Source organism: Streptomyces albiaxialis (genome assembly GCF_039530985.1).
Taxonomy (GTDB): Bacteria; Actinomycetota; Actinomycetes; order Streptomycetales; family Streptomycetaceae; genus Streptomyces; species Streptomyces albiaxialis.
Genome location: NZ_BAAAPE010000005.1, coordinates 89,304 through 99,340, shown reverse-complemented (window position 1 = coordinate 99,340; position 10,037 = coordinate 89,304). Strand labels below are relative to the sequence as shown.

Genomic DNA, 10,037 nt, shown 5'->3' with positions numbered 1-10,037 from the left:
GGCGGCGCACCCGCCGTCCCGGCCCTCATCCCAGGAGAATTTGCGATGCGACGTCTGACCTACCTCGTCGGCTCCAGCGTGGACGGCTTCATCGCCTCCGCCGACGGCTCCCTCGACGCCTTCTTCCCGCTGCCGGACGGCCTCCTGGAGCACGTGGTCGCCCACTACCCGCAGACCCTGCCCACCCACCTCCACGGCCGACTCGGCGTCCGCGACCTCCACGGCCCCTTCGACACCGTCGTGATGGGCCGCGGCACGTACGAACCGGGCCTGAAGGAGGGCGTCGTCAGCCCGTACTCCCACCTGCGGCAGTACGTGTTCTCCACCGGTATGACCAGCCCGGACCCCGCCGTCACCGTCGTCTCCACCGATCCGGTCGCGGCGGTGCGCGAGCTCAAGCGCGGGCCGGGGGAGGGGATCTGGCTGGCCGGAGGCGGCAGCCTGGCCGCGGCGCTGGCGCCGGAGATCGACGAACTGGTCGTGAAGATCTACCCGTTCGTGCTCGGCGCCGGCATCGGCGTCTTCCACGGCCCGATCGCGCCCACCCACCTCACCCTCACCGGCACCCAGGTCCTGGCGGGCGGCGCCGCCGTCCACACCTACGCCCGCGAGAGCGGTCAGAGGCCCGCGTGACGACGCGCCGCCGGACGGGGCCGGGGCCTGGTCAGGCCGGGGCGTCGTCGCCGAGGGTGCTCAGCGTCTCCATGGCCTCGCGCTCCAGGCGGGAGAGCGTGCCGAGAAGGGCGCCCGCCTCCGTGAGGCACCGCGCGTCGCCCGACTCCCCGGCCTTCGCGATCAGCGCGGCGACCTCGGTCCAGAGCGTGGCCGCCTCGGCGTACGACCGGTGGCCGGCGCGCAGCCGCCGCGCCGCGGGGCCCTCACCGAGCAGGTCCGCGCCCTCGGCGAGGAAGTCGCGGTAGAGCGCGCGGAAGAGGGAGCCGCCGGTGCCGCCCTCCTCCATCAGGAGGGCGGCGTGCGGCAGGTCCCGCGCGGGCTCTTCGGCGCGCCGCAGCCACTTCGGGACCAGCCCGGCCGCCTTCGCGATGCCCCGGTGGCCGAGGTTGGCGATCGGCGGGTGGAGGAACGCGTCGGCGCAGGCGGTGACCGCCGCCACGAGGTGGTCGCGCGGGGAGGGCGGGCCGCCGTCCGGCGCCGCGAGGGTGAAGGACCGGTGCCGCGCCGTCATCGGGCCGCGCGCGGCCCTCGCCTCGGCCAGGCTCGTCAGACCGGCGGTCACGGCCCCGCCCTGCTGGTCGGTGTCCACCAGGTACGCGTCACGGTCGTCGTAGCCGTACATGGCGACGATATGGCCGCCGAAGTGCACCTTCGTGGTGAAGTAGCCGAGGTGGTGACTGTCGAGCTGGAGCCCCACGGGGCGGCCGGTGCCGAGCGGGCCCGTCACGTTCTCCCATGCTTTCCGCGGCGAGGTGGTCTCCTTTACCCGGAGGTCCAGCCCCAGCCCGGCCGTCAGATTCCGGGTCAGCTCGAAGGGCCTGACCCGTCCGCCGAGGAACGGGACATCCATGTTCTTGCTGTCCCAGTAGACGAAGGACAGTCCCGCTCCGAGCCCGAAGAGCATCGGCTCGGACAGATCGATCCCCTCGTGGCGCAGCAGTACGCCCAGGGCGGTCGTCTCGCAGTGCCGCATGGGCCGCGTCCCGCGCGGATCGGCCCCGCCCACGTTCACCTGTGTCATGCCGGTTCCTCCTCGACGGGGACGGTCAGCCGCGTCATCAGTTCCTCGGGCGGTGCCTCGTCCGGCCCGACGAGATACGCCTCGCGCACGGGCGCGCGCGGCCGCAGCCCGCGCGCGTGGACGGCGGCGAAGAGCGCGTTGTACGCCAGGGGGAGCTGGGCGTACGACCCGACGTGCGTGGTCCCGGCGACGCGCCCGCCGGGCAGGACCTCGAACTCCAGCCCGGCTCCCGCGACTTCCCGCGCGTCCGCGACCGCGTCCGCGACCGGCACCGGCGCCCGCATCGCCGCCCCGACGGCGATCTCCATCCCCTCGTCCAGGTCCACCGGATACAGCCCCCACAGCGGCGGCTCCCACGCGATCCCGGCCCGGCCGAGCGCCGCCATCAGGCGGCCGACGCACTCCCCGGCCCGCTCGCCGATCTCCGGGGGACCGCAGACCGCCCGCACCACGGCGAGCCGCCGGTCCGGCTCGCTGCCCAGCGCCACCTCGTACCCCTCGTACCCGGGCAGGCCGCCCTCCGCGAGCCGCTCCAGCATCTCCATCCGCGCCCGGTCCCGGCGGATCCGCTCCGCCAGCCGGTCCCGTTCCGCGCGCAGGATCCGCGCCCGCTCCTCCGGCACGGCCGCGAGCGCACGGGCGATGACGGGCAGGGGCAGGTCCATCTCCCGCAGCAGCGCGATGGTCAGCGCGTCCCGCGCCTGCCCGGGCGCGTAGTAGCGGTAACCGGTACGGCCGTCCACGCGCGCGGGACCGAGCAGCCCCGTCTCGTCGTAGTGCCGTAGCTGCTTCACGCTGAGCCGGCAGAGGCGCGCGAAGCGCCCGATGCTGAGAAGTCCGTCGCGCATGCCCTCATGGTGGACCCTCCCACAGAGGGAGAGTCCACCGCCGCGCCCCGTGCCCGCGCCCCGTGTGGCTTCTCGGGCTCAGTCCGCGCCCATCAGGCGGTACATGCCGATCGAGTCGTGGGTGGCGGTGTCGGCGAAGCCGAACTTCTCGTAGAGGAAGCGCGCGGGGCCGTCGGCGATCAGGGAGACGTAGGCGGTGGCGGGGGCCCGGCGCTCCAGCTCCTCGGTGAGCGCCGCCATGATGTGCTTGCCGAGGCCGCGCCCCTGGTGGCCGGGGTGCACGCAGATGTCCACGATCTGGAACGCGGTGCCGCCGTCACCGATGATCCGCCCCATGCCGATGGGCCGCCCCTCGTGGTGCAGGACCACGCCGTACCAGGTGCGGGGGAGGGCCAGGGCGACCGCCTCGGGGGCCTTGTCGGAGAGACCCGCGTCGGTACGCAGACGGCGGAAGTCGTCGACGGAGGGCACGCCCTCCCGCAACTCGTAAGGCTCACTCAGGCTCGTCATGCCTTACACGCTACAGGCCCCGGTGAACCTTGCGCCGAGCGGCCCCACCGCATGGGCGCCTCAATCCCGTTCGGCTCCTTGCCCCGTCACCGCCGCGGTGAGCAGTGCGACGAGGGCCTCGGTCTCCTCCTCGACGGTCAGGGAACCCCCGTCCGCGGAGTCGGAGTCGGACCGGCCGGGGTGGAGGTCGGCGAGCACGCCGGACTGGTAGAGGCCGAGGAGGCCGACCATCGCGCGGTAGCGGAAGGCGACCTCGCGCGGGGACAGTTGGGGCAGCGCGGCGGTGAGCGCGGCCAGGTAGCGCCCCTCCGCCGGGCCGACCCGGGCCGGCGGGGCGGCCGCGGCCCGCGACGCGTTCAACTCCGGCATGGCCAACGCCCTGTGGGCCGGAGTCGCGGTCGTCGCCGCGGGCACGGTCGCGGCCTGGCCGCTGCTGGGCCGCCGCCGCTACGAGTCCGAGTCCGAATCCGAGTCCGGAGCCGGGGCCGGACCCGGGCCCGAGTCCGAATCCGAGCCGCAGAACTCGGCCTCCACCACGCCTCCGTAGGCGCTCGCGTCCTTCGGCCAGTCGCCGTTGATGTTGAACGTCAGGTGGTGGGAGCCGTCCCTGGTGGCCGCGGTGCCCGACAGGGAGCCGTTGGTGCGGCCGGTCTTCCCGAACACCTGGACGCCGCAGGAGAGGGTGACGGACTCGACGCCGAGGCCGTACGCGAATCCCTCCTCTTCGGCGGGGACGGTCGTGAGCATCTCCTTCAGGGCGGCCGGGCGCAGCAGCTTGCCGGTGAGGAGGCCGTGGAAGAACGTGTTGACGTCGCCGGTCGTGGAGATCGCCTCGCCCGCCGCTCCGAGCCACGTCATGTTCTGGCGGGTCGCGTCGATGACGGGCGCGTCGGGCCGCTTGTCACGCAGCCGGGAGTAGCCGACGGGGTGCGGGCGTGGCAGACCTGCCCGCTGCCCGGGGAACGAGGTCTCGCGCAGCTTGAGCGGCCGCAGCACGCGCCGCTCGATCTCCCGCGCGTACGGACGCCCCGTCACCTTCTCGACGATCATGCCCGCCAGCACGTAGTTGGTGTTGCTGTACGAGGCCGACGTGCCCGGCGCGTGCGGCGGGGTCTTCCTCGTCGCCAGCGCGACCAGGTCGGCCGGGCGGTGGGTGTCGTAACGGTGCTCGGGGAAGCCCGCGCCCGAGGTGCGGCGCTGGAACTCGGGGTCCTCGGTGTACTCGTTGAGGCCGCTGGTGTGGTTGAGGAGCTGCCGGAGGGTGATCTTCCGGCCGTCGTTGTCGTGGCCGCGCACCACGCCGGGCAGCCAGGTCTCCACGGTGTCGTCCAGGTCGAGGCGCCCCTCCTGCTGGAGCTGGAGCACGACGGTGGCGAGGAAGACCTTCGTGATGCTCGCCGCCCGGAAGTGGTCGGCGCGGCTCCGTTCACGTCGCGTCGCGGTGTCCGCGTACCCGGCCTCCCCGAACCACCCGTCCCCCTTCTGCCACGTCTCGGCGGCGACACCCGGCAGACCGGCCTCCTCGACCACGGCCCGCAGGGCCTTCCTCGTCGCCCGGTGCTCGTCCGTACCGCCGTCGGGCGCCTGGCCGACGACGGCGTGCGCGGTCACGCCCGCCCCCGCCAGTGCGGCGAGAGCGAGGGCGACGGCGGTCGTACGGGCGGGGGCGCCGAGCGCGCGGCGGCGGTGTGTTCCTGTTCGCATGCCAGGAGGCTAGGAAGGACGGCACCCCCGGCGGCATCGACGAAAGTCGTCCCCTCGCACGACCGACGTCGGGTGCGCGGGCCTGCGTTCGTCGTGCCGGGCCGGCCGGGCGTCCCCGTCTCAGGGCTGCTGGGGCAGGGCCCGTGCGAGGAGCGGGAGGAGCCGGTCCCAGTGGTGCCGCAGCGCGTCGGCGTCGAACGCGGCGGTGTCGGACATGGTGAAGCCGTGCACGGTGCCGGGGTAGACCTCGGTGGTGTACGCGACGCCCGCGGCGTCCAGCTCCTTGCGCAGCGCGCCCAGGGCCTCGGGCGTCAAGTCGCCCTCCGCGAGGCCGAGATGGACCTCGGCGGCGAGTTCGGAGGCGCGGAGGTGGGGGCTGTCCGGCGCGTCGGTGACCAGCATGCCGGGGTGGAATCCGGCCAGGGCGGCCACCCGGTCGGGGTGGGCCGTGGCGGTACGCATCGCGAGGGCGGCGCCCAGGCAGTAGCCCATCACGCCCACCGGCCCGTCGCTCACCTCGGGCCGGCCGGTGAGGAACGTGACGTAGGCGTCGGCGTCCCGCAGGACCCGCTCGGTGGTGTGCGCCTGGATCAGGGGCATCAGCGCGGCGAAGACCTGGGGCCGGACGTCCTCGCCGATGTACTCGGGGAGCGCGACGACCGGCGCGGGGCCCTCCCGGTAGTAGAGGTTGGGGACGAGCACGTAGTACCCGTGCCCGGCCAGCTCGCGGGCCTTCCGCTCCAGTTCGGGTCGCGGGCCGAAGGCGTCCGGGTAGAGCAGCACCCCTGGGTGCCGCCCGCCGCCGTCGGGGAACGCGGCGAAGGCGTCGGCCTCGCCGTCCTGGGTCGGGATCCGGAGTGTGGTGGTGGGCAAGATCTGCCTTTCTGGGATGAGGAACGAATCTGGGATGAGGAACGAACGCGCCTCTTGGAGTGCGCTCGAAGAAAGTTCGCCTGTCTAACGATCTCGGTGCGAGCGAACGTACCCCGTCGGCCGGACCCGCGCAATCTCCGGGGCGCCGCCTCGGCAGGCATGCCGTCGGGCGGCCGGAAACGGCATATATCCACGCCACGGGCGCGACGGAACAGCACATGCGTACTCTCCCGTCGCACCGCGTGTCCCGGCGGGCCGACGAAACGTTTTGCGGGGTGGAACACGGGGGCTGGGCACGCCCACGGGGGCCCGTGTGAAAGGCGGACCGGGACACGCGTCCACGCCCGGGACCGCCGGGCCCCGCCGCCCGCGGCATGACGGCGACCTGCCGGCCGGGGCGGCGGGGCCTCCTCCCGTGCGGGAGGAGGCGCGTCCGCCGTGCACGCGCGCTGTCCGCCGTGCCGGTCACTTCAGGGCGCGGCACCCACCGCCGCCGCGGCGGTGTCCGTCGGCAGGTAACGGGCCTCCGCGAGAAGGCGGGTGCGCAGGGCGTACGCGTAGGGGCTGCCCGGCGCGAGCGTGCCGAGCAGCGTGGCGGCCTCGCGGCACAGCCCGGCCAGATGTTCGTGATACGGCCGGAGGACCTCGGGGGTGAGCATCATCGCCCGCAGTTCACGGCGTCCGGCATCGGAGGACGAGGCCTGTGCCAGCAGCGACCGGACCCGCCGGTGCCGGGCGCCGTCCGCCGAGTGGAGGAGACGGACCAGCAGATAGGTGGCCGTTCCGTTGCGCAGGTCCTCGCCGGACCCGTGGCGGAGGTCGTCCTCGTCGTTGCGGAACTGCGCCAGCATGCCCAGGAGATGCCCGAACCGGCCCCAGGCCGCCACGGAGCCCGCGCCGCCCACGCCCGTGCCGCCCGCGTCGTCGTCGCCCTGCGCGAGGCGGGCCGCCATGGTGGCGGCCATCGCGTAGACGGAACCGCTCTTGTCCCGGTACGTGGCCAGGACCGCCTCCGGGGTCGTCGCGGCCGGTTCGGCGAGGAGGTCGCCCAACTGTCCGTTGCCGGCGGCGGTCCAGCAGTCGAGGTAGTCCCGCCGGAGGCGGTCGCGCAGTCCGGCCCCGACCGGCAGCAGGGACAGCGCGCGCAACGGCAGGGCGTACCCGCACTCCAGAGCCGCCGTCAGCGCCACGCCCCGGGGCAGCCCGTACATCTCCTTCCCCGCGTCGCCGTCCGCCACGTCGTCGAACGTGTTCGCCGCGCGCCACCACAGCGCGTGCACGCCCGCGAGGGGGACGGCCGGTCCGGCGTCGCCGGTCATGGCCGCGTGGACGAGGAGGGGCAGCGAGAACTCCAGCGGGGACCGCCTGCCGCAGGTGACGAGCTGCCGCAGGGCGGTGCGGAGCCGGGCCTGCTCCTCACCGTACCCGCTCAGCAGCTCGTCGAGGTACCGGTCCGCCTGCCCGGCGGCGCGAGGCGTGGCCTCTTCGGCGGCGGATTCCGGTACGGGGGACTGCGTAGGAAGCACTCTCGTCTCCAAGCACATTCGGGGGCTGCCGGGTTCACTCCCGGTGATCCACGAGAGGGCCTGCCCAGAATGCGACCGAGACTCCCGCTCGGTGGACATCCGACCGATATGTCACTCCAATGACCGTTCCGCGAGGCGCGGTCCCCGCTAGGTCCCCGCTAGGGGCGGAGCCGGGGGAGGGGGCGGAGGTGGGGCCAGCGGGTGAGCATCGAACGGCGCAGGTCCGTCGCGAGCCGCCCCAGGCCCCTCAGCTCGGCGCCGTGCCGCCCGTTGCCGTCCCCCGTCATCGCGGCGACGACGCCGAGGCGGTGGACGAGGCGCTGGCGGGCCGTCGCCGTGCCCCATTCCCAGTCCTGGCCGGGGAGCAGGGCCAGATGGTCGGTGGTGCCGCGGTACGCCCGCTGGACCAGGGCGTCGCCGCGGAGCAGCCAGCCCGCGCAGGCGTCGGTGAGATCGTCCGGGACGTCGGTGCCGGTCGCCTCGCGCCACGTCGCGCGGTACGCGGCCTCCGCCGCGTGGAGGAGGGGCGCGGGCGGGGCGGTGGCGCACCAGCAGGTCGGGAAGCCGATGCGCAGATAGGCGAGTTCGACGAGGCCGCTGCCGAGCGAGGACTGCTCGAAGTCGATGAAGCGCACGCCGCCGCCGGAGTGCATGTCGTTGCCGGGGCAGGGGTCGCCGTGGAGCAGGGCGTGGCCCGGCGCGGTGCGCAGCCGGGCCACGAGGCCCTCCAGCTCGGCCCGTACGCCGGGGGGTTCGGGGACGTCGAGCGTCGCGGCGAGGGCGAGGAAGGAGTCGATGTCGCCCTGCACCGGGCCGGACCAGGCGGGGAGCAGGCCGGTGTCGTCGGGGCCGGTGGCCGCGTGGAGCCGGGCCAGCGCCGTGGCGTGGCCGGTCACCCAGTCCTCGCCGGGCGGCCGGTGGTCGACGTGCTCCAGCACCAGGACACGGGCGTCGGGGTCGGTGCCGAGGAGGGCCGGGACCACGGGCGGCTCGACGCGGGCGGCGAGCTTGAGTGCGGTCACCTCGCGGTCGTACCTCTCGGTGGCCTCCGGGCCGTCGACGAGCTGCTTGACGACCACCGGCGTGCCGGACAGCTCGGCCCGCCAGACGCGTGAGCGGGGGCTGCTGTCGAGTCGGCGGCCCCGGGCCGGTACGCCGAGTTCGGCCCGCAGTTTCTCCCCGAACGGCAGCTCTGAGCGCATGGCGGTCATCCTCGCACGCCCACGAACGCCCACGAACGCCCACGAGAAAGGCAGGGAGTACGCACTCTCCCTGCCACTCTCAACCTATAGCGCACATGGGGGCTTGCGGCAAGGCCCCATGCGTGCCGCAGAATCTCCGGCCGGAACCAGAATTCGGGAATCCGGGGAATCCGGGAGCCTGGGGAATTCGGGGATGTGGGGGATTCATGTATGACGTGATCGTCGTCGGCGCGGGTCCGACCGGCACGATGCTCGCCTGCGAGCTGCGGCTGCACGGCGTACGGGTGGTCGTCGTGGAAAAGGAACCGGAGCCGAGGAAGGACGTCCGTTCGCTCGGAATGCACGCGCGCAGCATCGAGGTGATGGATCAGCGAGGACTGCTGGAACGCTTTCTCGCGCACGGCAAGAAGCACCCCGTGGGCGGATTCTTCGCCGGTATTCCCCAGCCCGCGCCCAAGGGGCTGGACACCGCGCATCCGTACGTTCTCGGGATCCCGCAGCCCGTCACCGACCGGCTGCTCGCCGAGCGCGCGGCCGAACTCGGCGCCGAGATCCGGCGCGGCAGCACGCTGACCGGCCTGGCCCAGGACGAGGACGGCGTGACCGCGGAGCTGGACGGCGGAGGGGGAGGGGGTGCGCCCTCGCGCACGTCCCTGCGTGCGCGCTATCTCGTCGGCTGCGACGGCGGCCGCAGTACGGTCCGCAAGCTGCTCGGCGTCCCGTTCCCCGGCGAGGACGCCACCTCCGAGACGCTGGTGGGCGAGGCCCGGATCGGCGTCGAGCCCGGGACGGTGGCCTCCGTGGTGGCCGAGGTCCGCAAGACGGAGCTGATGTTCGGCATCGGGCCGGTCGGGGACGGGATGTACCGGCTCGTCGTCCCCGCCGGGAAGGTGACCGGGGACCGCGATGTGCCGCCCACGCTGGAGGAGGTCAAGGAGCGGCTGCGGGCGTACGCCGGAACCGACTTCGGCATCCACGCGCCGCGCTGGCTCTCCCGTTTCGGCGACGCCACACGGCTGGCCGAGCGCTACCGGACCGGCCGGGTGCTGCTGGCCGGGGACGCGGCGCACGTCCACCCGCCGATGGGCGGCCAGGGCCTCAACCTGGGCGTCCAGGACGCGTTCAACCTCGGCTGGAAGCTGGCCGCCGAGGTCGGCGGATGGGCGCCCGAGGGCCTGCTGGACAGCTACCACTCCGAGCGGCACCCGGTCGCCGCCGACGTGCTGGACAACACCCGCGCCCAGGCCGAGCTGATGACCAGCGCGCCCGGCCCCCGGGCGGCCCGCAGGCTCGTCGCGGAGCTGGCGGACTTCGAGGAGGTGAGCCGCTTCCTGACCGAGAAGATCATCGCGATCGGCATCGTCTACGACTTCGGCGGCGGCCATCCGCTCGTCGGCCGGCGGCTGCGCGACGTCCGGCTGGGGCGCGGCCGTCTCTACGAGCTGACGCACGGGGGCCGCGGGCTCCTGCTCGACCGGGCGGGGCGGCTGTCCGCCGAGGGCTGGTCGGACCGTGTGGACCATGTCGTCGATTCCACCGACGAGTTGGACATCCCCGGGGCGCTGCTCCGGCCCGACGGGCATGTGGCGTGGGTCGGCGAGGAGCAGGAGGGGCTGCGGGCCGAGCTGGCCCGCTGGTTCGGCGCCCCCGTGAGCTGACGCTCGCCCCCGTGAGCTGA

The 10,037-nt window shown here is 74.0% G+C and carries 10 protein-coding genes; 2 read left to right on the top strand and 8 right to left on the bottom strand.

Annotated elements, in window-relative coordinates:
• Positions 1 to 45: 45 nt before the first annotated feature.
• Positions 46 to 633, top strand: a complete 588-nt coding sequence (locus ABD343_RS08545; protein WP_344525784.1) for a dihydrofolate reductase family protein — start codon at positions 46 to 48, stop codon at positions 631 to 633.
• A gap of 31 nt (positions 634 to 664) precedes the next feature.
• Here the strand turns inward: ABD343_RS08545 and ABD343_RS08540 are convergent, their stop codons facing one another.
• From ABD343_RS08540 to ABD343_RS08505, 8 genes are all read right to left on the bottom strand, one after another.
• A complete protein-coding gene (locus ABD343_RS08540) occupies positions 665 to 1,696 on the bottom strand; it encodes a BtrH N-terminal domain-containing protein (RefSeq protein WP_344525783.1) in 1,032 nt (343 codons plus the stop codon).
• Entirely contained in the window at positions 1,693 to 2,544 is an 852-nt protein-coding gene (locus ABD343_RS08535; protein WP_344525781.1) for a MerR family transcriptional regulator, read from the bottom strand. Before ABD343_RS08535 ends, ABD343_RS08540 begins: the two co-directional genes overlap by 4 nt.
• A gap of 78 nt (positions 2,545 to 2,622) precedes the next feature.
• Positions 2,623 to 3,054, bottom strand: coding sequence for a GNAT family N-acetyltransferase (locus ABD343_RS08530; protein ID WP_344525779.1), 432 nt, complete (start codon positions 3,052 to 3,054; stop codon positions 2,623 to 2,625).
• A gap of 60 nt (positions 3,055 to 3,114) precedes the next feature.
• Complete coding sequence (locus ABD343_RS08525; RefSeq protein WP_344525777.1) at positions 3,115 to 3,423, bottom strand: hypothetical protein; 309 nt, start codon at positions 3,421 to 3,423, stop codon at positions 3,115 to 3,117.
• Between the two features lie 78 nt (positions 3,424 to 3,501).
• Complete coding sequence (locus tag ABD343_RS08520; RefSeq protein ID WP_344525775.1) at positions 3,502 to 4,758, bottom strand: serine hydrolase domain-containing protein; 1,257 nt, start codon at positions 4,756 to 4,758, stop codon at positions 3,502 to 3,504.
• Positions 4,759 to 4,878: 120 nt separating this feature from the next.
• Positions 4,879 to 5,631, bottom strand: coding sequence for a dienelactone hydrolase family protein (locus ABD343_RS08515; protein ID WP_344525773.1), 753 nt, complete (start codon positions 5,629 to 5,631; stop codon positions 4,879 to 4,881).
• Between the two features lie 470 nt (positions 5,632 to 6,101).
• Positions 6,102 to 7,157, bottom strand: coding sequence for a polyprenyl synthetase family protein (locus ABD343_RS08510; protein WP_344525771.1), 1,056 nt, complete (start codon positions 7,155 to 7,157; stop codon positions 6,102 to 6,104).
• 158 nt (positions 7,158 to 7,315) lie between these two features.
• Entirely contained in the window at positions 7,316 to 8,359 is a 1,044-nt protein-coding gene (locus tag ABD343_RS08505; protein WP_344525769.1) for a phosphotransferase family protein, read from the bottom strand.
• Positions 8,360 to 8,565: 206 nt separating this feature from the next.
• Here ABD343_RS08505 and rox point away from each other — a divergent pair, with 206 nt between their 5' ends.
• Positions 8,566 to 10,017, top strand: a complete 1,452-nt coding sequence (gene rox, locus ABD343_RS08500; RefSeq protein ID WP_344525767.1) for a rifampin monooxygenase — start codon at positions 8,566 to 8,568, stop codon at positions 10,015 to 10,017.
• The last annotated feature ends 20 nt before the right edge of the window (positions 10,018 to 10,037 follow it).